This window comes from Adonisia turfae CCMR0081 (assembly GCF_011009555.1).
GTDB lineage: Bacteria > Cyanobacteriota > Cyanobacteriia > Phormidesmidales > Phormidesmidaceae > Leptothoe > Leptothoe turfae.
Genome location: NZ_QXHD01000004.1, coordinates 5,429,269 through 5,451,024, shown reverse-complemented (window position 1 = coordinate 5,451,024; position 21,756 = coordinate 5,429,269). Strand labels below are relative to the sequence as shown.

Genomic DNA, 21,756 nt, shown 5'->3' with positions numbered 1-21,756 from the left:
CAGCACTTGCAGGCGAATACCTATCCTGGCGGTTTGTGCTGGATTAACGTTAGGGCGCAGGATGTAGGCTTGGGTTTGTTGGAGTTTGCCCGCACTCAATTGGGGATACTAGAAGCACCCGATGTCCTAGAAACGTTGCTGGAGAAGGTGCAATGGGTGTGCCGCCGCTGGCAGGGGGAACCGATTCTGATAGTCCTGGATGATGTAACGGATTATGAGTTGGTGAAGCCGTATTTGAATCGGCTCGATCCCCGCTTTCGAGTGTTGATGACCACCCGGCTAAAGTTGTTGGCGGTGGATCAGCGGCTGGATTTAGAGGTGTTGATGGAGGCAGCGGCACTGGAGTTGCTGGGTTCGCTGGTGACTGATGGGCGTATTGATCAACAACTGAAGATAGCCAAACGAGTCTGTGAATGGCTGGGCTATTTGCCACTGGGTTTAGAGTTAGTGGGGCGATACCTGGCACGGAAACCAGATACTTCTCTGGAAACGCTTTGGAAACGGTTACAGGTTAAAAGCTTGGAGGCGAAGGCATTAAAGGATACAGCACCCGAAATGACTGTATCTCGAAATGTGATCACCGCCTTTGAATTGAGTTGGGATACCTTGAATGAATCAGGGCGAGAGGTGGCGGGATTGCTGAGTCTGTTTGCCTTGGCAGAGATTCCATGGGGGTTGGTGGAAGCTTGTTTACCAGCCTGGGATGAGGAAGACTTGGAAGATCTTCGGGATGAGCAATTGCTGGGGGGGTATCTGTTGCAGCGGACCGGGGAGGGCATATATCAACTGCACCAACTGCTGCGGGAATTTTTTGTGGCTAAGCAAGAGCAGTTGGCAGGGATAGACGCGATGAAACAATCCCTATGCCAGGTTCTAGCTAGGGTGGCAAGAATAATGATTCCATCTGAGCCTACATTGATCCAGATGCAGCAGGTGGCGCTGGGGATTCCCCACTTAGCGGAAGCCGCAACCACATTGTCTCCTTGGCTAACAGATGTTGATTTACCTTGGATCTTCACTGGAATTGCTCGATTCTGTGAGGGACGGCGCGCTTATGATCTAGCATTATTGTGGTTTCAGCAATGCTGCACTGCCACAGAAGCTCGACTAGGATCTAATCACATTGCTTTCTCTTACAGCCTAAACAATCTGGGAAGTCTTTATCGGAAGCTAGGGCGCTATAGCGAAGCAGAGCCACTCCTCCTACGATCGCTTTCTATTCGTGAGCAGCAGTTAGGCAGTGACGAATCCTCTATCTCTAATAACCTCAACAGTTTAGGACTCCTTTATCGAGAGCAAGGACGCTATAGCGAAGCAGAAGCTCTCTTTCTGCAATCACTCTCTATCAGTGAACAGCAAGGCAGTGATCCCTCAGACTTTTCACAGAGTCTTAACAATCTGGCAGCACTTTATCGTGACCAAGGACGCTATGGCGAGGCAGAAGCTCTCTTCTTACGGTCAATCTCTATTGATGAACAGCAGTTAGGCAATGACAATCCTTCTGTCGCCACCAGCCTCAATAATCTGGCAATGACCTACCGAGAGCAAGGACGCTATAGCGAAGCGGAACAATTTCTCCATCGAGCGTTGACTATCTTCGAGCAGCAGTTAGGTAAAGATCACCCTAACGTGGCTCTAAACCTAAACAATCTGGCAAACCTTTATCGAGAGCAAGGGCGCTATGATGAGGCAGAACTGTGCTGCCAGCAATCACTGGCTATCTGGGAGCAGCAGTTAGGCCAAGATCACCCTAATGTGGCTCTAAACCTAAACAATCTGGCAACACTTTATCTAGACCAAGGGTGCTACAGAAAAGCAGAAGATACTTACCAGCGGGCATTAGTCATTTTCGAGCAGAAGTTAGGTAAAGATCACCCTAACGTGGCTCTAAACCTAAACAATCTAGCAAACATTTATCGGGAACAAGGGCGCTACAGTGAGGCAGAGCCTCTCTTCCTACAATCGCTGGCTATCTGGAAGCAGCAGTTGGGGCAAAACCATCCGAATGTTGCTTTAAACCTCAACAATCTGGCAATGCTCTACCAAGTACAAGGGCGCTACAGTGAGGCAGAACCCCTTATCCTAAGATCGCTAGCTATTTCGGAGCAGCAGTTGGGACAAAACCATCCGAATGTTGCTTTAAACCTCAACAATCTGGCAATGCTCTACCAAGCACAAGGGCGCTACGGCGAAGCAGAACCCCTCTTCCTGAAATCGCTGGCTATCTGGGAGCAGCAATTAGGACAAGGTCATTCCAACATTGCCAAAGCTCTTAACAATCTGGCAATGATCTACCAGGCTCAAGAGCGCTACAGCGAAGCAGAAGGGCTTTTTAGACGATCATTGTCCATTTGGGAGCAGCAACTAGGGCAAGATCATCCGAATGTTGCTCTAAGTCTCAATAATCTGGCAAACCTTTATCTAGATCAAAATCGCTACAGCGAAGCAGAACCCTTTCTTATACGATCACTAGCTATTGGGGAAAAGCAGTTGGGGAAAGACCATCCAAATATTGCTCTAAGTCTCAATAATCTGGCAAGCATTTACCGAGAACAAGGACGATACGATGAAACAGAAGAGCTTTATCGACGATCACTGACTATTTTGGAGCAACAGTTAGGGGTAGAACATCCCAATGTTGCTACTATTCTGAGTAATTTGGCAGGGTTGTGTGAAGCACAAGGACGCTACGAGGAGGTCGAGCCCCTTTACCTACGATCACTCCAAATCCGTGAGACCCAACTAGGAAATCACCCTGATACTGCAGAGAGTTTAGCGAGCTTGGCATATTTCTATCGCATTCAAAGTCGTTACCAAGAAGCAGAACCTCTCTACTTGAAGGCACTTCAAATTCGTGAAACGCAACTGGGAAATCATCCCAATACTGCTATTAGTTCGGCAAATTTGGCAGATTTCTATCGTATTCAGAGTCGTTACCAAGAGGCGGAACCTCTCTATCTACGAACTCTAGAAATTGATGAACACTATTATGGCAAGGACCATCTGGAGGTAGCTACAGATTTAAACAAACTAGCTTACTTTTACTATATCCAGGGACGTTACGAAGAGGCAGAACCTCTCTACCTACGAGCAATCCAAATTCGTGAAACGCAACTGGGGGAAGATCACCTTGATATTGCCAGCAGCTTCAACAGTTTGGCAATGTTGTATCAAGATCAAGGCAACTACTCAAAGGCAGAACCTCTCTACCTACGAGCAATCCAAATTCGCGAAACACAATTGGGGGATCACCCCGATACTGCTATTAACCTAGCCAACTTGGGATATTTGTACCGAATTCAGGAGCGTTACGAAGAGGCGGAACCTCTCTACCTACGATCACTCCAAATTCGTGAAGTACAATTAGGAGAAAATCACCCTGATACAGCTACTAGCCTCAACAATATAGCCCTTTTATATGATTCTCAGCAGCGTTATGAAAAGGCAGAACCGCTCTATATAAGAGCACTTCAGATTCGTGAGACTCAATTAGGGAAAGATCATCTCGATACAGCTATCAGCCTTAATAATCTTGCTCTTTTATATAATTCTCAAGGACGCCTTAAAGAGGCAGAACCACTCTATTTGAAGGTGATTCAAATTCGCGAAAAGCAACTGGGAGTCGATCATCCCCATATTACTATTAGCCTATACAAGCTAGCATTACTCTATGAATCGGTGGGACGTTATGCTGAAGCCGAAGCCTGCTTTGCCCGTTCTTTAGACATTCGGGAATGTCAGTTAGGCTTTGATCATACTGACACACAAGAAGTTCGTAGTAGTTTCATTACTTATCTACAAGCACTGGTAGCAGCAGAGCAAGCCGCGCAACTCTCCGATCACCCAATAACACAAACTCTGTTGCGACAGATACAAGCAGGGGATGGTGAGGCCTGAAATTAGTTGCCTCTTCCATCTTTAAGGTAGTGTAAAACTTCACTTGTCCATCAGAGCTGGACAGTAATAAAGCCAACTAACTTTATGAAGTGGAGTCAATCATCGTAGCTCCTCAAATACCATCCCTGTAAATAACTGCTCAATTAATGCCACCACCATAAACCAACTTTTAAGCAACCGCCACAACTGATTATCTGCGAGGACGAGCGCAAGACCTTTGTGCGGAGCTAGCTAACTCTTTATTAGGGGGACATTTGTCCGCCTAACATACCGATTTGGGTGATTAGGTGGAAAGTCTCTACCTAATCACCCAAGACTTTATGCAGTGATGTCGTTGCATAAAACTACAACTATGCCACCTCGCCACTACCACTCCATCAACCTCAGAGCAAAATCACTACTATCCAACACCGCCGCCGGACCACTCACATCATCCACATCCTGCATCCATGTCTCAAACCGGGCCGTGCTTGACTCAGCGCAATAACGAATCGATTCTAAACGGACAAATCACCACTTGCAGCGTTATTAACCACAATACCTCAGAGACCTACCTCACTGACCAGTCACAAAAACTAACAACATTAACGTTTATGTCAGAAAAGAGACATTGAACCATCCTAAGGGTATGGTAAATATATAGGCTGAAAAGCTTATAATCACAACAAAGGAGGTCAACAATCGATATCTCTATATTATCGTTTGACAGACTACAAATAGCACCCAAACAGGTCACTGATATTTCTTCTTACTTGCGCTAGAGAGTATTGTTTTTAGTGAAGATAGTCCTTCTTAGAACAACTCTAGAAAGTCTCGTTTAATGCAGAAGAGTTCCTCAGGTAGATCATTCTGGGTGCTGTTGTGCTTTAAAGCGTCCCTAGAATCATTGCCCAACGCTACACCTCACTGGGCCATAGCATCAGAGAAGCGCTGCTCAGACTATCGAAACCATGGAAACTGATGCTGAGCTGTCCTTCATGGGTCGCACCTTCACAATGAGAGCCCCCAGGGCCATGCCTGCTTAGTCTGCTACTCGCAGCCTCACATATCACGGCGTTCGAGGTCACCACGGCTGCCAGAATCTCTCCCATTTGCTCATCGACACCCAAATGGAGTTTGAGCCAAGTGCGACGTTTACTGACGCCATGGAGACGGGTTTTCCATTCCCCGTCTCCATAGACTTTAATGCCCGTAATGTCTACCACCACATGACGTCCTCCAGTCGTGGGTTTCGTTGGTAACTCAATGCTACGATCTTTTGACGACGCGACAGGGTTGTATGCACCGGCAAGGTCACCAATACTCCCATCAGCTCAAAGTAAGAACAGATATATTGTTATTCTCCAATTAGTCCATTTTGTTCTAGAAATTCACGGGCTACTTCATCAGATTCTCGCCCATTACCGGCCACCTGCCAATTGAGGGTTCGCATTGTATCAGCGTCTAGTAAGGCAGAGAGCTGATTGAGGATATCTGCAATTTCGGGATATTCATTGAGAATTTCTTGTCTTACAATAGGAGCCGCCGGATAAGGTGGCCAGAAGTTTTTGTCGTCTTCTAAGGCCAGTAAATCATAGGCGACAATTTGTCCATCTGTGCCAAATCCAGCAGTTACATCAATTTCTCCTTCTTCAATGCCGGAATAAAGTAACCCTGGATCAAGGGCAACAACATCTCTAAAATTGAACCCACCGTAGGTATTTTTCAACCCAGGTAGTCCGTCCTCTCGGGCAGTAAATTCCTGGATGGTGCCAAGTGTCAAATCATTGGCTTTACTCGACAGGTCACTCACAGTTTGAATACCCAATTCACTCGCCCGTGGCTTGGGCATAAGGAAGACATAGGTATTATTAAAGCTTGTTGGGTCAAGGACAGCTAGATTGAATTGTTCGGCATAGGTGTCTTTAACTGTATTGTAGACTTCATCTGCTCCCATGCTTGAGTCAAACCCCATACTGAGGTGAACTAGTAGAGCGGTACCTGTATATTCTGGATAGATATCAAGATCTCCGCTGACAATAGCCTGATGGTTTTCACTGGTTCCTCCTATAGATCGGTAGTCTGCATTAAATCCTGACTCATCTAACAGGATTTCGTAGAGATTGCCGAGAATGTATTGTTCGGTAAATTCTTTTGAACCTATGCGAATTTTTGGTGCGTCTGGATTACTACTATTACAAGCGGTCACACCTCCGATTGAGAGGCCTAATAAAATACCTAAAAAGATACGTCGTCTAAACATCAGTACTCTCCTGGCAAGCTACAAGATAAACAATTAATCAAAAACATAGCGAAAATACAAAGGTCAACAAACATCAGGATTTATGGCGATGAAGCCATCCCTCGGAGGTGTTTAGTTCTGGCCTGATAATTGCGATAGTTAAGGATACATTCAAATCCAGTGATCACCGCAATGCTCAACGTCGCTAAGAGAAACATTCTCAATCCGATTTGAAGTTGTTCAATAGTGGTTAAGATCCCAATCAACAGCCATATCAACCCAGCAAGTGCTGTTCCGGCAAGGATAAACGAGGTCAGAAAAGAATGATCCTGCGGCTTTCGTCGAGGAAACAATGTTGCAGTTAAACTCAAAAGCAAAACGGATAGACCAATGGCTCGATACTCAGGGTGGAGACCCGTTAGCACAATAGGATTGCCAGAAACATCAATAGATAATTCCCAGGGTAGCAAAACTCCAAAGATCAGTGGCATCACAACAACAGCTAATAAAACACTCGTAAATCCAGTGGGGGTTTTGGCTATATCCCTTAAGCCCTGAGGTGTGGCCCAAGTCTCTAGGCGACCAAAGGCCTCCTCAAAGTAGAAGGCTAACAAGGTCGCAGGCAATGCCCCTGCTAACATAATGTGATCTTTATTCAGGGCATGTCCCCGCAAAATCAAATCTCCTAAACCGCCACCGCCAATAAATGCTGCCAGGGTAGCACTCGCTACGACCACCACAGCTGCGGTTCTCACACCTGCCATAATGATGGGCAACGCAATCGGCAGTTCAAGTTTTAGTAAAACGTGGAGATCTCTCATCCCCATGCCATAGGCCGCTTCTTTGGTATCTGGGTTAACTTGTTCAATGCCAACGGTTGTGTTGAGCAACACAGGTAAGGTACCAATAAATCCCAATGCAACTAAGGTGGGTGGCGTACCAATTCCCAACAATGGTAAGGCAAGCGCCAAAATTGCCAAACTTGGGATGGTACGACCAATTTTACTGATGGTGAGCAAAGGGTCTCGTAACCATCTCACCCGTGAACTCAAGATGCCTAACACCAGGCCTAGGACAATCGAAATGGCCAGCGCAATGAATGTAATCTGCAAATGCTGACTCAACGCAATTGTAAACTCTTGAGACTGACTGACAATGTAATCGAACATTTCCCTCAACATGCAGACTCCTCCTACTGAGTGGCGGAGCCGGGCAAGGCTCGCTCAATGTATCCAATGACCTGATCAAATAAAACAGCAAGGACAGCGGCACCAATCGCGCCAGCCACAATTTTGTCGTTCCGGGTACCGCCTGCAGAAATCCCTTCAAAAATTAGATTGCCTAGACTAGTTGCTCCAAAAAAAGAAGCTAACGTGGCCAAACTAATGGTCGAAACCGTTGCAATGCGGATTCCTGCAAATATGACCGGTAAAGCAAGGGGGAGTTCAACCTTAAGTAAAATACTGCGATCGCGCATGCCCATGCCGCGAGCAGTTTCAATGACAGCGGCATCAACGCCGTCAATACCAACCGCTGTGTTACGGATAATCGCCAGCAAAGAATACAGGGTGAGGGCAATAATCGCCGCCTTAAACCCAATACCTACCAGCGGCACCAGCATACCAAACATCGCTAAGCTGGGGACGGTATACAACATTCCAGCAAGTTTAATGACCGGATCATAAAGAACGCGTACACGCGTGATTAAAATCCCCAATGGCACACTAATTAGGACAGCAAGCACCAGTGTCACCAATGTGATCAACAGGTGTCCTCCCAAAAAATCTAGCACTCGGTCAGGACGTCCTACACCAGGCAGGTAATACAGCAAACCATCTTTGATACTGACTAGAAAACGAACGAAATTTTCCATTATTACACTGGGGTTAACGGCCTATTTTACGGAGGTAGTCAGAACCTTGGAGCGTTTGATCAGACGCTGGGCATCGTCCGCTGAAACCAGTCCCACTAAGTGGTGCGCGCTGTCAAGCACAGGCAAAAGACTTATCCCATAGCTCAACATTACAGAGAATGCATCTCGCATGGTGGCTTCCTCTTCAGTTGTCGTAATAATCTCATGCACAATCTCATGGGCATATTTACCCGGATGAGCTTGTGCACCGTCAAGGGTGACATAGCCAATAAGCGTTTGAGCATCATCAACGATAAATATGCTATCCAGGTTGTACTGCTGCATGCGAGTGGCCAAATCCGACGCAGACTCATTACATTGACCTTGAATTAGAGTGGTCTGCATCACCTCACCGACACGCACCAGGGTAAGCTTTTTTAAGCCTCGATCTGAACCGACAAAATCTGCAACAAAGCGGTTAGCCGGATTGGACAGAATATTAGTCGGTGTATCAAACTGTTGCAGGACTCCCCCGACTTGCAAAATACAGATGAGCGTTCCCATTTTGAGGGCTTCATTGATGTCGTGAGTAACGAACACAATGGTTTTTTTCAGCTGCTTTTGCAGACGCAGGAATTCGTTTTGCAACCGATCTCGAGTCATGGGGTCAATGGCCCCAAAGGGTTCATCCATCAGCATTACCGGTGGATCAGCCGCCAGTGCTCTTGCCACACCCACGCGCTGACGCTGCCCCCCTGAAAGCTGTCGAGGATAGCGATCGCAAAACTGCGAAGGATCTAGTCCAACAATGTCTAAAAGCTCATTCACACGACGATCAATGCGCCTCTTACTCCAACCCAACATTTGAGGAACAAGGGCAACATTGTCTCGAATTGTGAAATGGGGAAATAGACCGACCTGCTGAATCACGTAACCAATATTGCGACGGAGCTCAATCGTATCCTGCTTCAGGATATTGCGTCCCCCAACAAAGATATTGCCACTGGTGGGTTCAATCAGACGGTTGACCATTTTTAGAGCCGTTGTTTTGCCACATCCAGAAGGACCAATGACGACACAGGTTTCACCTTCAGGCACAGCAATCGTTAACCTCTGAACCGCAGGCTTGCCTGAACTGGGATAGTATTTCGTGACATCATCAAATTGAATCATTGGTACCATTGCATTTACCTGGATTGTGAAAGATCAATACCAGCTAGTTGAGAACAGTCATTCTTAAGATTTAGTTCTTATTACATTTATTTTTATAGTGTGATTGTTAGGGATAAGAGCCATACAACAAGTCCATATCCTTGACTGTGTCTCGTCAAGCTACAAAAGACACCTTCTCATCTTTAATGCCACACCACAAGTAATTGGCAAAGATATTGCCAAAGCTTAACCTCAGAAGAATATTAATAATAATTGAATATTTGGCTCTTAAAACACCTTGATTCGAAGGTGTCTGAGCATTCATGAACAACTCCCTTCTAAGCTGATTGGCTCTCTTCAAAAAGATGAACTCACCTAAAAACAATTAATTGGGGTGATATATCTAAATATCAATTTGAGATCAAGGGCTAAGTTGTTCCATACTACTTTAGTAACATAGATATTACAGAACAACTTTCCCACTAAATCAAGAGTAAACTAACGATTGTTTTTGAGCAATGAACAACTCCAGTACTCAATTGAGCTGATCATTAATGGTGATAATCACTTTCTGTTATCCCAGTTCTGGGGAGTAGAAAAGAGTTCTTCTATATCAACGACTCTGTTGCATCCACTTGCCCTAGCTGTTGCAAAAATAGTTTTATTTTTTTTAACAGCTAATCAACCCTTGTTGCCGCTCCTTTAGAGGCTATTGCACAAAGCCTAAAACCTCTAATACATAAGGATTTAGCTATTGTTTCTTGTAGATAGACACGTCTATACTCACATCATCTGGACACAAGGAGTACCCCATGAACCAACGCTCCAAACGACAACCCAAACGACGACCCAGACAACAACGGCGTTATCGCCTTATCAGCGGTAGCATGCTTATACTCCTAGGTTTCAGCCTTGGTATCGGCCTTCGCTTCCAAGCCAAAGCTGCCTCAGCCAAGAAAGACCTCTGCCAGGATATAATATCCAGCCAAGCCGTTCTCTCACGACAACAGCTTATCCAATTGCTCACGATCCCCGAACGAGAAAATCGCCAGGCCATCGAAGCCATTGCAGAAGAGCCTTACTGCACACTAACCACCCTTGAGGTGAGGGCTGGGGTCATCGCTGAACGCACTGCCTATCCCCTGGCATTTGATCCCAATACCTGGTTGGTTGTGCTTTACGAAGAGGAGGAGTATGTCGGCTATGGCTTTAAACTTCAGCACTAAACACATACTAAAAATCACTGGTGGTGCACTGCTCACTCTGCTGACGGCCTGCCAGTCAGATCCCCCAACTCGCAACATTACCATTCAACAAACCTGGGAACTCCAGGTGGGTAATCAGGTAGGAGATTATCGCATTAGTAGCGGTCTTGGGGACGTTACTCTTGAATTGGATGATGATCCAGTGCGGCTACCCTTTGATGGCCAAGTCCAGCCTATGGATCCGCATTGCATTGCGATCACCAGCCCCGAGGTGCCCGCTTATCTGTTTCGACTCTGCGGCATCAATAGCCCCAAGTTGGGGCAAAACAACAAAGGTCACATCATTGGTCGGGCTCAGCAGCTAGTTTTTGCCGCTTTTAGAAAAGAACCTGATGGTACTTGGGCACTGATCGAACCGGCCACTGATCTGATTGAACAATTTCTGACGGAGTAATGCATCATGACCTATCGCTGGTCAGTTCACTGGTCAATTCCTATGGGCATTGTCTTACTGTGGGCCGCTCCGGCTCCTGCCAAAGATATTGCCCTGACATTTGATTCACCAAGGGCTCATCCTCCCCAACGAATCAAAAACACAGACCACAACAACGCAGTTAGTCTCAGCTTTGCGCCCAAGCCTCAAGGGGCACCAGTACCAGTTACCCAGGTTCTCCATACTTTAGACACGTTATTCCACGGCGGGAGCAACTCCTTAGTTGCTCGTGCTGTGGGCAGTGCTGAGGGCACCCGCACCCCCGACGGTGGCTATACCTCTGCTTACTACGGCCATATAGATCCTGGCAACCACAAGTGGAATCTGGGCAGCTTTTCTTATCAGCATGGAGCCAACTCCCCTGGCGAAGCCGATAACAAACAGCTCCAGCGCCTGTACAACCAGGCTATTGAGCTCCGGCAACAGGCTAGTGCACAACAGATCACTCTATCCCTTGCTGAGGAACTCAACGGCATCGATCTAGCTAATCAGGCCCCCTTAGCGGCTCTAGATCGAGGCTATATCAATTGGCTGGCAAAGCTCTACAGACGTGATAACACCAACATCAACCTGCAAACAATGAGTGCAACCGACCGCATTATCTGGGCCAGAACCCATGCATTTCTTGATCCCGATAGCGGTCACTGGAATGCCCCTGGTCTAGGTAACACCCTAAACTCCATCCGCTGGGACCAGGCTAGACGGCAACAGGCTGTGCAACAGGCAATTGAAATGAACTCAAGCAGGTGAGCCACAACATCGCTCACCCCTAACTCTAAATCAACAAACGTTCTGCTGAGGGATGGGAATGGTGAGGGATGGGGTGATGGGGGTGAAGGCTAGGATGTTGATTGGCTATTTCTGGGGTGAGGAGGCTTATGCGATTCTGGGGATATATTCGCTGGATGGCTTGCATATCAAACTATTGGGCACTGTTGTCTCCCCCTTGAGAAAAGGGGGCTTCTTAAGCTTGTGGAAGTTTAGGTGTAACTGAGCCGATTACAGACTGTTGCCAATCAGGTTAAATCCGGCCCATTCTCTGGGAGTACGATCCTGTTCAATTGCTTGTAACATAGCTTGACGTAGGGCTTGGGCATAAGAAAGATGAGGATTTTTGGTCACTTGTTGATAAAAATCTTGCATCAGGTCTGCTGTTGGGGCATCGGGAACTGCCCATAAAGAAACCATCACCTGCTCTGCTCCGGCTAGCAAAAGAGAACGGGATAACCCAACTACGCCATCGCCCGTAATCTCACCACGCCCAGTATCACAGGCGCTTAACACCACTAGCTCTGCTGATAAGGATAGGTTGGCAATTTCTGTTGCCGTTAGTAAGCCGTCCTGACCATCTCCGGCAGCTAACGCGATCGCACCGGGGACCGTAATCGATTCATCCTCACCAGCGTAATCCAGTAATCCATGGGTCGCTAAATGAATCCATCGGGCATTGGCCAATTGAGGAACTACGGTTGCTTCAGTTGCAGCCTCACCTAGTAAGGGAGTGGTATTGAGGAGGGGTGCGATCGCAATCGCTTCCTTCTCGGCCCCTGGCAATGGGGCCAGCTCAAACCCTGGCACCTCTGGCATCGTTGGATCACCCACTACAACAGCGCCAGACCCACTGGCAGGTTGAATGAACCCTAAGGCTTGCAAAGAGGGCGCACTGAGTAGGGTATGGTGCTCAATAAGATAGCGATTATCATCATCCAGTAAGGCTGCAAACGGCACCAGCAACAAACTTTCCTGGGGAATAACCACAACTGGCTCAGTGGGGTCTGGGGGTAAATGCTGGACAATGGGAGCTATTAATATATCGTGGAGCTGGCGTAATGAGTTACCTTGTTGTTCCGGATCAAACGTAGAAACAACCTTAATGCCACCTCGACCCAGTACCCCCAAGTCTGAACGAGCATCAGCCACCAAATCACCCAGGGCAGGATAGTCTGTCAGGTCAACCTGCTCAAACTGAATCTCTCCGGTGGGTTGTACCACCCAGATGAGGAGCTCCATAGGCTGATTTTGCAGTTGATTATCCCGTCGCTGGGGTGCAAAAATCTCTTGGTTATCAACAATGAGGGCATATTCTACTACCGTAATTTGCTGCTCTTGGGCAATTCGTTTAAGACCTGCCAGGGTGGGCTTTGGTTGGGCAGGTGTTGGGTTCTCTTTTGCCAGCTGTTCAACAAAGGAGCGGGCGCGCCCTTGTTCAGTCACTTCCAGGGCTAACTCAGGCTGGCCTTGGGCAACAAATACCTGCTGCAGGGTGCGATAGGTTAATACCTGGGTATCAAACAGCTGAATCCGACTTTGATCATCGGTCCCCAGGGTAGAGCGTTGGTCTTCCCACAAACGAATGGCTTGTTGTAGGTAGATAGCAGCTTCGTCCAGACGGTCATCAAGAAAGGCCACATTACCCAGATTATTGAGGGTTTGGGCAGTCCCTAACAGACTACCTGCCGCCTGTTCCGCCTGTAGCCGCTGTTGCAGCAGGTCGGTGGCTTGGCCATAGTTACCCAGGGTGGCATGGGCTAACCCCAGGGTGCCTAGAACATTGCCAATGAGGGTCGGATCACCCGTTGCTTGGGCTAGTGTTAGCGCCTGGGGCAAGGTTTCTAGAGCTATCTCGGGTTGTTTTAGCGCCAGCTGGGTTTCACCAACGTTGGCCCGTCCTATGGCTTGAAAATAGGGATCTTCTAATGCTTCTGCCAGGGTGACAACCTGTTGATGATACGTCAGGGCTTGGGGATAGTCTCCCTGGAAGAAGTAGGCGATGCCCAGACTTTGGGCAGCCTGTATTTGGAGGCTTGGATTTTGGGTTAACGTTGCCACCTCCTCCAACTCCTGTGCCGTATTCAACAGACGATCATAATTGCCTAGAACAGAATAGGTGACTGCCAGCAAACTCAGGGCCCTAGCCTGGTTCAGCGGGTCTGTTTGAGAAAGGGCCAAACTCTGCTGCAAATAGGTCTCAGCCACATCAAACTGCTCGGCCTGCACGGCAGCACTGCCTAGATTGCCGAATGCCTGGGCTGTGAGCGATGGATCACCTAGCTGTTGGGCGACATTGAGCTGTTGCTGGTAGTGGGTGATGGCAGCGGTATAGTCAGCGGCACTAAAGGCTACCAATCCTTGTTGACCATAGATCAAAGCCAGGGTTTGCCAGATCAACGATAGAGAAGCCGTGTCATTAATCTGTTGGTAGAGACTGAGGGCGGTTTGGAGAGAGTCAATAGCATCGTCTAAACGGTTTTCACCATAGGCGGTGACACCTGTCTGGAGTAAACCATCAGCTTGGTCTTTTAGCTCTTGAGAAGAAGCTGTTTGGGCGAGGGTTGATCGTACGCTATTTCCAGCAGGTATACCACTGGCAGCAACGCTGCTAGGGATCAATAGCAGCAGGCAGGATAGGAGCAGACAATAACGGTGGAGCATAGGGCACTGGCATTGATGCGGACACCTCTGGGGCAAATGTCGTTGTTTTTAGCTAGGCTTTCAAATAAGGCTGATTGTTGAATTGCTCTAAGTTTTGGTGGGTTTTGGCTTTTTCATTATAGAACTGGAGTATAGGACCGTGATTGGCCAACACTTTAAGCAGGTATAGCCAACATTTTGCTAAGTCTAACCAATTTAATATCAATCATTACCATAGATTGAGAGTCGCTTTAGATCACAGTCGTCCCATTGATGTGCGGTCATTTTTTAACTGTTGTCAGCATCCTTGTGCCATCTGAATGAAATCTTAAAATTACAGCTCGTTCGAATAACCTGGGTGCATCGAGCGGTAACGATAGATGTAGTGCAAAGAGTGCATCAACGGATCACCACATTGCAATTGACTTCGTTTATCAGATTGGTTTTAGACTAACCCATGAAGAAATTAGTGTTCTCTTCTATCGTTGGCATTGGTATTCTTTTTACCAGTGGATTGAACTGGCGACAGCTACAGTCTGCTAAGGCAGATGTAACGATTCGGCGTTCAGCCCCTACATTCACCCTTGACCCCAGCGAACTTGATCTTTCCACATCGGCGTTTGTGCCCGATAATCTGCCCATTTCTAATGAACCTGACGGCGGTCGTGGCATCATTGGCCCTGATGACCGTACTGAGGTGCGCCTACGCGCCTACCCTTGGACAGCCATTGGCCGTTTAGATGGCATGACCCAGGACGGTGGCCGCTACCATTGCACCGCCACCCTAATTGATGTCGATATTATTCTGACTAATTCTCACTGTGTCATTGACCCTGAAACCAGTCAATTTGCTGCTCGGCTAGTCTTTTCACCGAATGTTATCGATGGCACCGTTAGTTCCCCCCTAGACCGTGCAGAGGTCATTGACGGGCTGCTCGGTACAGAATTTCAAGACCGTAGTGATCCCCCCCATGAGGATGATTGGGCCATTCTAAAACTCAATAAATCCCTTGGGGAACAGTTTGGGACTATTCCTTTAAAGGCGATCGATACCCAAACCCTTGTGCAAGGGACCTACCGTAATAACCTGATCATGGTGGGTTACTCCGGTGACTACCCTGCAGTACTTCCCGGTCTCACTGCCGCCGCCCATATTGGCTGTAGTATCACCGCTGAGGCGGAGGAAGTGATTTATCACATTTGTGATACCTATGGTGGTTCTTCAGGTGGCCCGCTTTTAGCTAAGGATGGTGAAGACTTTAGCATCGTCGGTTTGAATGCAGCCGCTCAGCTAGATCGTGAGGAGCGTGGAGTCGTTAACTATGGTGTCAAAATCTCTCGTATTCTTGATCGCTTTCCTCAGCTAACAAGTCGATAAAAATAGCCAGCCATTTACTCGGTGCCACTCACTCGGTGCCACTCACTCGGTGCAATTTAATCTATATGGATCAAACCTATCGCCTTGTTGTTACCCATGTGCAGCAGATCTGTCTCTTTGATCTGACCTGGGGCGATGGCATGCAGCTTACCGCCCAGGTGCCCTATCCTGAAGAACTCACCCTATTACACCAACGCTGGCAGCGGGCTTACTACAATTTCTATCGTGCTTTGCAGAAGACCAATGCAGTGGGTGAGTCATCGGCAATGCGGGGACGAACGGGGGCTGTGGGGCAAGTGCCTGTTGCCCAAACCGACTTGCGGAGTCAGCTGGGTCAGGCTGAGGTACGCCTATTGACGGTGTTTCAAAGTTGGCTGGAACGGCGTGAGTTAATTGGCATTCGTGAACAGTTGAATCGGCGTGGAGAGGGACTCCAACGTGGGGTTACGTTGTACATTACCTGTGCTGGTATGGAACTGCGACGATTGCCATGGGAGACCTGGGAGCTGGCCCGAGGCTTTGGTCAAGGACCACCCATGCGGATTACACGGCTGCCTGCCAATATTTCTGTGGCGGCAAACCCACCGAAGAAGCAACGGCGTAAAGCACGTACTCTGGTGATCATTGGTGATGATACGGGACTGGATTTTAAGCAGGATTTAGATGCTATTGATCGGTTGAAAACACTGGTAACTATTCAAAAAATTGGCTGGCAGCTGGGGCAGAAAACAAATGCTCTGATTGATCAGGTGCGAGATGTAATTCGTGACCCAGAGGGGTGGGATATGCTGTTCTTCTTTGGCCATAGCAATGAAATGGCTGAACTCGGGGGAGAGATTGCGATCGCACCCAAAACCACAATCTCCATGCGCGACCTGGAATCTGACCTCGCGGAAGCTAAACGCAACGGCCTCCAGTTTGCCCTGTTTAACTCCTGCAAAGGCTTAGACATCGCTGATCGGCTAGTGGCGCTGGGGCTAAACCAGGTAGCCATCATGCGAGAGCCGATCCACAATGACGTCGCTCAATACTTTCTATTACAGTTTTTACAACAGTTATCCCAATATGCCGATGTGCATACAGCTCTACAGGAAGCAACAAAGGCACTGAAAGCTGAAAAGACAATGGCCTATCCATCGGCCTATTTAGTGCCCTCTTTATTTAGCCACCGGGGTGCGCAGCTCTTTCGACTCCAGCCAGTGGGTTGGCAAGCTAAGCTAACAGAACTATGGCCCAGTCGAAAACAGGGGATGGCGCTGGGTGCGATCGCAATTCTCTCATTGCTACCGCCGGTGCGAGATAGGCTGATGGCGGGTCGCCTATGGACCCAGGCAGTTGCTCGCCAGATAACAACTCAACCTCTCCAGGCAGACGTTTCTCCCCCCGTGCTGTTGGTCCATGTGGATGAAACATCCATTGCCAAGGGGATTCCTGACGGTGATGCCAACCCCATCAATCGAGCCTACTTAGCTAAGCTACTAGACCGAATTGTTGAGTTAGATAGTCAGATTATTGGTATTGATTATCTGTTAGATCGGCGTCAGGATGAGAATAATGCCCGCTTGACAAAAACCCTGGAGAAAGCAGTCAATGAGGGTAACTGGCTAGTGCTGGCCAGTGATTTGCTAGATAAGCAAGAGATTGGCCCTTCAGAAGGGTTGGCTAATCCGGCATGGAGCATGCAGGGGTTGACTAAGGCTCCGGCTTCCTGGCACCTAAAAGCACTACAAATCGGTCAAGATTGCCACAGCCGTTGTCCTTTCAGTTACCTACTGGCAATTACCCATGCAGCAAGGGAGACACCAGCTGGCAAAAGCCTGACCCCCTCCTTAGACAGAACCCACAATCTGCGTAAAGAATTATTTGAGACGATTATAAAAGACAATAATTCTCCAGTCTTATATCAGCTCTTGAACTATCGCCTGTCACCGATTTTAAGTCTGTCTCGGTGGATAGAACAACGCTGGTTCCATCCTATTGTAGATTTTTCAATGCCGCTCAGTCATATTTATGATCGCATACCCGCCCATGCGTTATTAGAAGAGGATATACAAGATTTATCTGCTCAATATGACTGGCAAAACCAAATTGTATTAATCGGTTCTGGTGGCTACAACGAGGCGGGTATAGGCTCTGAAAGTGACTATGTGCCGAATCCACCAGCCATTCAATTTTGGCGAGACCAAACCCAGGACTTGAGTAGTCGATTCACAGGGGTAGAAGCTCATTCGTATATGATTCATCATTTTTTAAATCAGCACTGGATGATACCGATTCCTGTTTTGTGGATGGTAGGAATTGGCACCATTGTAGGTGCGATGTCTGCGCTAGCTATGCAACGGGATCAGCAGTTACGACACTATCGCTGGCTAGGGCTCATAGGTTTCAGTGTCGGATATGGGCTATTCGGGATTGTCGTGTATGGTGCAGCCTCGATTGTTTTGCCCTGGCTACTGCCTACGGCCACTGTGTGGGTATATCACATACCCGGTTTGCAACGTTGTAATCAGGAGAAAAATCTATGACGATTCACTTCAAGGCCATGGGGCGCATGGGGTTGGTTAGTGTTGTTGCCCTATGCCTGGGCCTGGGGTTGGGATCAAATGCTAGCGCCCAAAACTCCTCTAGCGATTTACGCAGCCGCTTAACTAATATTTGGAGCCGTATTGTTAGGGATGATGAGGACAGGGAAAGAAGTTTGGTGTCACGGGGACCGCTATGTGTGCTCTCACCCACCCATCTGGGTGCAAATACTCCTGAGATCTGGCATGATCAGCCTGTGATTGTTTGGCAACCTGGGGCAGTGGCTAAAGTCTCTCTAGCGGTTGACTCAAAGAGTCCTTTTTGGGAATACACACCATCTGCTGATGAAACCCATGTCATTTATGATGGTGACCCCTTAGAACCCGGAGAAACCTATACGTTAGGAATATATGCCATTGAGAACGCAGATCCTACCTTAATTCCTAACTTTCAAATGGTCTCAGCTGAGACACGGACATTAATTAGCAATGAATTGGAGAGTTTTTCTAGCCCGAATGAGTCAACGGTGTCTAATGCTGAGTGGACTGCGATTCAGCAGACTGAGTATTTTGTGGAGCATGATTTTCCCTACGATGCAATTCAAGCTCTCTTTAGTGTAAGGGAGCCATCGGCTGAGCTGTTGGGAATCCAAGAAAAGATGATTGAGAAGGTGTGCACCTCTTCTCAAGATTAGGGCACGCCTATATTCAACAGAACGGTGCGCACTAACCAGTATTATCTGATTAGTGCGCACCTGATTTTTCTAACGCTTTTTCTTAAACTCAAGTAATCCCAACCCAAAGAACAAAATTATCATCACCATCCCTGGTTCAGGCACACTGACTACCTTGTCAGATGGGTCTGTTGGATGATGTGGAGGGCGACTACGAGCAGATGTCGGAGGTATATCCCTACCTTCAGGCAAGAACTCTTTGCCTAAACGTGGTTGGGGAGACAGGTCTGGCGGTAGCTCCTCTGGGTCAAAACTGATAATGGGTGTTTCAGGCGTTGTTTCCACCTCATCCTCAGGAAACTGAAAATTAAACTCAGGCTCGTCAGGTTTCTTTTCTGACTCTACTGCTGCTGGATAAGGTTGTTGCCATAAGACTGGAGTCTTTGGCAACGTCTTAGGTGTGGGAAGCTGTATTGGGTTACCTGGAACCGTTGGTACAATTGGCTCAGGGGACTGTCTCGGAGCATCAGGTACAGTGGCATCTATGGGTATTGGCTCAGGTCCTTCTGGTAGTGGACCGGGTCCTTTAATGGAGGGCCGATCTGGATTAGTCAGGATGATCGGGCGTTCAGGACTGTTGCGAAAATAAGGTGGCACTGTCACCTGGGGGGTAACCTCCAGACTGGGGGCAACGTCAAAGTTCGTATTGAGTTCAGGATAGACCTCAATTGTGGGCGAGGCGGTAATCTCTGGGTTAAGTTCAGGATTGAATTGCAGTTCAGGAGAAAAAATCATCCTAGGATCAACCGTGACCGGAGTTGTTACCGTGATGTCAGGATCGACAGATACCGTGGGCAGTTCAATAGTAATGTTAGGAATCTGGCTATCGGGACGAAAATCAGGAACAGGTTTATCCAGAGGCTGAGACTCATCGGGTAGGTGAAAGATATTGGTATTGAACCAATTGTTAAACATGTCAAAGACATAGGTATTGCCGGACAGCAAAATGAAACTTAAACTGCCAGCGGCGGATAGTGCGATCGCAGGTAACCCATATTGGAGTAGCTGCCGCAGCACGATTTGAGCTTTGGGCATGGGAGTCTCCTCATTGAAGAATCAGGGACTGAATAGCTGCTACGAGCCACTCAGCAAGGGTTACTTCTTCGTTGTTAAAGCTTATTCACACTTGAGAACATTGTGGATCAGTGAAGTGGATCAGTGAATAAGTCCCTTCAGCTCAGAAGTAACGACGGAGAGTGGATTGAGGATTGACTGAATGCTAAAGCAATTACTTCCCTGGATTCTGATGGCAACGGGTGCGTTTACAGGGGTGTCCCAGCCAGCGGCAGTGGCAAATAATCAGCCCATACTTGCCCAAAATCCAACGCTCACTGCGGATCAAGCGGATCAAGAAGAACAGCTATCCTACACCTTCTATGGCCAACAAGTTCCCCTGGTGGAACGTTCAGATCAGATTGCGGTGGAGTTTAAGCCTGTTCCCTCCTTTACCCGTGACCTGAGTGAACCGGCCTATTTACGGCTACAGCGAGACCTGACAGCGGCCACTAGCTTTAGTCGAGAGGCACATAAAGCGGATGTCACCGTGAAACCCCTGGGGGAACGCTATGCTCTGGTGGAACTGCCCCATGGGTTGGATGAACAATGGGCACAGCGGCTGAATCAAGCCTATGTGCAGGCCACCCTACCGGTGCTGAGTCGGGAGAATATGACTGAATCCATTGTGGTCACCCAGGAAATAGTGGTGAGTTTTGAACCGGGCATTGCTGATGAAACGGCCCGCCGTTTGTTGGCCCAATATGGTGTAGACGTATTGCGATCGCTACGATTTAGTGAAGGACGCTACCTGGTGCGGGCCAATAATGTGTCAGGCACAGCAGTGCTGGCAGCAGCCACCCAGCTAAGGAATTTACCCAACGTTCAATCGGCCACACCAAATTTTGTTCAGTCCATCCCGTTTGATGTATTCACATTGGATATTCTCTCTATGGACGACCCCCAACGCACCAATGGTCCAGAAAATGTATCTAATGTATCTGCGGCCCATGAGACGTCCCCATTTCCTAACTCATTGTTGCCATTGCAGTGGCATTTAAACAGTCGGGCTGTGCGGCCTCGCCCCTACCCACGGGTAGACGTGCGAGCAGTGGAGGCTTGGGAGACCACCCAGGGAGAAAATGTGGTGGTAGCCGTTATCGATAGCCTGATCCAGTGGGACCACCCTGATCTGGTGAACCGAGTGTATACGGTACCAGAGACTATAGCAGACCGGCTGCCAGGAGAAGAATATGGTTGGGATTTCTCAAATAAAGAAATAACCTGTGCAGGGAGTGAAAACTGTGCTCTAGGAGATGCCGATACCCGCATTAATGAAGAGGAGTTGGCCTATCTGAGACCCCATTTTCAGCGCACATTTACATTAGGGGCTGCGGATCTGTTGGCAGCCTATCCAAACCTGGCGCAACAGATTGCTAGGGTCATGCCCACCGCCTCAGAAAAACAACAGGCAGACGTTCTGCGGCGGATTATTCAGTTAGAGATTGGCAATGAGTTTCATGGTACCTGGTCAGCTGGGATAATTGCGGCAAATCCTGCGGATCGTCAGGGAGTAGTCGGTGTTGCCCCTGAGGCACAGTTTTTGCCAGTGCGCGTATTTGGCCTGGGGGGAGAGATTACTGTAGCGGCACTGATTGAGGCCATGGGTTATGCGGCAGCAAGAGATGTGGATGTGATTAATCTGAGCCTGGGGGGATTGTTACCGGACGAGGAGCTTAGCGATCAAATATTTCAGATACTGGATGCACATCCAACCATGGTGATTGTCGCTTCGGCGGGAAATAGCCAGCTGGATGGAGTATCTTTTCCGGCGGCGTTGCCAGGCGTAATTTCGGTGGGGGCAACAAATGTGAGGGGGAACCGCAGCTATTACAGCA

14 protein-coding genes and 1 pseudogene are annotated in these 21,756 nt (G+C 48.1%); 8 read left to right on the top strand and 7 right to left on the bottom strand.

Features of this window, described 5'->3' with window-relative positions:
- Positions 1-3,897, top strand: a 3,897-nt coding sequence (locus DXZ20_RS27145) for a tetratricopeptide repeat protein (RefSeq protein WP_250565943.1), incomplete at its 5' end; no start/stop codon positions are given.
- Positions 3,898-4,946: 1,049 nt separating this feature from the next.
- Here the strand turns inward: DXZ20_RS27145 and DXZ20_RS27140 are convergent.
- The 5 genes and pseudogenes from DXZ20_RS27140 to DXZ20_RS27120 form a co-directional block, all read right to left on the bottom strand.
- Positions 4,947-5,221: pseudogene (locus DXZ20_RS27140) on the bottom strand (transposase); the annotation flags it as partial.
- Between the two features lie 12 nt (positions 5,222-5,233).
- Positions 5,234-6,139 carry a glycine betaine ABC transporter substrate-binding protein gene (locus DXZ20_RS27135; RefSeq protein ID WP_163669209.1) on the bottom strand — a complete coding sequence of 302 codons (906 nt, stop codon included), beginning with the start codon at positions 6,137-6,139 and terminating at the stop codon, positions 5,234-5,236.
- Positions 6,140-6,219: 80 nt separating this feature from the next.
- Positions 6,220-7,299, bottom strand: a complete 1,080-nt coding sequence (locus DXZ20_RS27130; RefSeq protein ID WP_163702211.1) for an ABC transporter permease — start codon at positions 7,297-7,299, stop codon at positions 6,220-6,222.
- A gap of 11 nt (positions 7,300-7,310) precedes the next feature.
- Entirely contained in the window at positions 7,311-7,991 is a 681-nt protein-coding gene (locus tag DXZ20_RS27125; RefSeq protein WP_163669206.1) for an ABC transporter permease, read from the bottom strand.
- Between the two features lie 21 nt (positions 7,992-8,012).
- The gene (locus tag DXZ20_RS27120) at positions 8,013-9,152 is read right to left on the bottom strand and encodes an ABC transporter ATP-binding protein (RefSeq protein WP_163669204.1); all 1,140 of its coding nucleotides are present in this window, start codon (positions 9,150-9,152) and stop codon (positions 8,013-8,015) included.
- 782 nt (positions 9,153-9,934) lie between these two features.
- Between DXZ20_RS27120 and DXZ20_RS27115 the strand changes: the two genes are divergently transcribed.
- From DXZ20_RS27115 to DXZ20_RS27105, 3 genes are read left to right on the top strand one after another with little or no spacing between them, the layout of a single operon-like run.
- On the top strand, positions 9,935-10,348 hold the full coding sequence (locus DXZ20_RS27115; RefSeq protein WP_163702209.1) for a hypothetical protein: 414 nt from the start codon (positions 9,935-9,937) through the stop codon (positions 10,346-10,348).
- Positions 10,326-10,781, top strand: coding sequence for a hypothetical protein (locus DXZ20_RS27110; RefSeq protein WP_163702207.1), 456 nt, complete (start codon positions 10,326-10,328; stop codon positions 10,779-10,781). The genes DXZ20_RS27115 and DXZ20_RS27110 overlap by 23 nt, the downstream gene beginning before the upstream one ends.
- A gap of 6 nt (positions 10,782-10,787) precedes the next feature.
- Entirely contained in the window at positions 10,788-11,570 is a 783-nt protein-coding gene (locus DXZ20_RS27105) for a hypothetical protein (protein WP_163702205.1), read from the top strand.
- Between the two features lie 249 nt (positions 11,571-11,819).
- Here the strand turns inward: DXZ20_RS27105 and DXZ20_RS27100 are convergent, their stop codons facing one another.
- Complete coding sequence (locus DXZ20_RS27100; RefSeq protein ID WP_163702203.1) at positions 11,820-14,252, bottom strand: CHAT domain-containing protein; 2,433 nt, start codon at positions 14,250-14,252, stop codon at positions 11,820-11,822.
- A gap of 436 nt (positions 14,253-14,688) precedes the next feature.
- On the opposite strand from DXZ20_RS27100, the gene DXZ20_RS27095 reads away from it, so the two are divergent.
- From DXZ20_RS27095 to DXZ20_RS27085, 3 genes are all read left to right on the top strand, one after another.
- Positions 14,689-15,609: a trypsin-like serine peptidase gene (locus DXZ20_RS27095; RefSeq protein WP_163702201.1), complete on the top strand. Its 921-nt coding sequence runs from the start codon at positions 14,689-14,691 to the stop codon at positions 15,607-15,609.
- A gap of 65 nt (positions 15,610-15,674) precedes the next feature.
- Positions 15,675-18,134, top strand: coding sequence for a CHASE2 domain-containing protein (locus tag DXZ20_RS27090; RefSeq protein WP_163702199.1), 2,460 nt, complete (start codon positions 15,675-15,677; stop codon positions 18,132-18,134).
- The gene (locus DXZ20_RS27085) at positions 18,131-18,826 is read left to right on the top strand and encodes a hypothetical protein (RefSeq protein ID WP_163669191.1); all 696 of its coding nucleotides are present in this window, start codon (positions 18,131-18,133) and stop codon (positions 18,824-18,826) included. Before DXZ20_RS27090 ends, DXZ20_RS27085 begins: the two co-directional genes overlap by 4 nt.
- 69 nt (positions 18,827-18,895) lie before the next feature.
- Here DXZ20_RS27085 and DXZ20_RS27080 read toward each other — a convergent pair whose 3' ends face one another.
- The gene (locus tag DXZ20_RS27080; RefSeq protein WP_163702197.1) at positions 18,896-19,900 is read right to left on the bottom strand and encodes a hypothetical protein; all 1,005 of its coding nucleotides are present in this window, start codon (positions 19,898-19,900) and stop codon (positions 18,896-18,898) included.
- 181 nt (positions 19,901-20,081) lie between these two features.
- Between DXZ20_RS27080 and DXZ20_RS27075 the strand changes: the two genes are divergently transcribed.
- The coding region (locus DXZ20_RS27075) for a S8 family peptidase (protein ID WP_250565942.1) at positions 20,082-21,756 on the top strand (1,675 nt) is incomplete at its 3' end.

What these genes read in the sequence shown, in the direction of transcription:
- DXZ20_RS27105 (WP_163702205.1), top strand. Translation starts at nt 10,788, where the DNA reads ATGACCTATCGCTGGTCAGTTCACTGGTCAATTCCTATGGGCATTGTC.
- DXZ20_RS27080 (WP_163702197.1), bottom strand. Translation starts at nt 19,900, where the DNA reads ATGCCCAAAGCTCAAATCGTGCTGCGGCAGCTACTCCAATATGGGTTA.
- DXZ20_RS27095 (WP_163702201.1), top strand. Translation starts at nt 14,689, where the DNA reads ATGAAGAAATTAGTGTTCTCTTCTATCGTTGGCATTGGTATTCTTTTT.
- DXZ20_RS27130 (WP_163702211.1), bottom strand. Translation starts at nt 7,299, where the DNA reads ATGTTGAGGGAAATGTTCGATTACATTGTCAGTCAGTCTCAAGAGTTT.
- DXZ20_RS27115 (WP_163702209.1), top strand. Translation starts at nt 9,935, where the DNA reads ATGAACCAACGCTCCAAACGACAACCCAAACGACGACCCAGACAACAA.
- DXZ20_RS27135 (WP_163669209.1), bottom strand. Translation starts at nt 6,139, where the DNA reads ATGTTTAGACGACGTATCTTTTTAGGTATTTTATTAGGCCTCTCAATC.
- DXZ20_RS27085 (WP_163669191.1), top strand. Translation starts at nt 18,131, where the DNA reads ATGACGATTCACTTCAAGGCCATGGGGCGCATGGGGTTGGTTAGTGTT.
- DXZ20_RS27090 (WP_163702199.1), top strand. Translation starts at nt 15,675, where the DNA reads ATGGATCAAACCTATCGCCTTGTTGTTACCCATGTGCAGCAGATCTGT.
- DXZ20_RS27120 (WP_163669204.1), bottom strand. Translation starts at nt 9,152, where the DNA reads ATGGTACCAATGATTCAATTTGATGATGTCACGAAATACTATCCCAGT.
- DXZ20_RS27110 (WP_163702207.1), top strand. Translation starts at nt 10,326, where the DNA reads ATGGCTTTAAACTTCAGCACTAAACACATACTAAAAATCACTGGTGGT.
- DXZ20_RS27100 (WP_163702203.1), bottom strand. Translation starts at nt 14,252, where the DNA reads ATGCTCCACCGTTATTGTCTGCTCCTATCCTGCCTGCTGCTATTGATC.
- DXZ20_RS27125 (WP_163669206.1), bottom strand. Translation starts at nt 7,991, where the DNA reads ATGGAAAATTTCGTTCGTTTTCTAGTCAGTATCAAAGATGGTTTGCTG.